Genomic DNA, 536 nt, shown 5'->3' on the forward strand with positions numbered 1-536 from the left:
CTCGGCGTCCTTCACCATGCGCTCGATCTCGGCTTCCGACAGGCCGGAGCTTGCCTTGATCGTGATCTTGTTTTCCTTGCCGGTCGCCTTGTCCTTGGCGCCCACGTGCAGGATGCCGTTGGCGTCGATGTCGAACGACACTTCAATCTGCGGCGTGCCGCGCGGTGCCGGCGGAATGCCTTCCAGGTTGAATTCGCCCAGCAGCTTGTTGCCGGAGGCCATCTCACGCTCGCCCTGATAGACCTTGATCGTCACGGCCGGCTGATTGTCGTCCGCGGTCGAGAACGTCTGCGAGAACTTGGTCGGGATGGTCGTGTTCTTGCCGATCATCTTGGTCATCACGCCACCCAGCGTTTCGATGCCCAGCGACAGCGGCGTCACGTCCAGCAGCAGCACGTCGGTACGGTCACCGCCCAGCACCTGACCCTGGATGGCAGCGCCCACGGCAACGGCCTCGTCCGGGTTCACGTCCTTGCGAGCTTCCTTGCCGAAGAACTCCTTCACCTTTTCCTGCACCTTCGGCATACGCGTCATGC

Annotated in this window: 1 protein-coding gene; it reads right to left on the bottom strand. The window is 62.5% G+C overall.

The window, feature by feature from the left end; translation table 11 throughout:
- Positions 1–536, bottom strand: a 536-nt coding sequence (locus FUT88_RS24660; RefSeq protein WP_147219133.1) for an Hsp70 family protein, incomplete at both ends; no start/stop codon positions are given.

It is taken from the genome of Ralstonia sp. TCR112, assembly GCF_007997035.1.
In the GTDB taxonomy this organism is placed as follows: domain Bacteria; phylum Pseudomonadota; class Gammaproteobacteria; order Burkholderiales; family Burkholderiaceae; genus Ralstonia; species Ralstonia edaphi.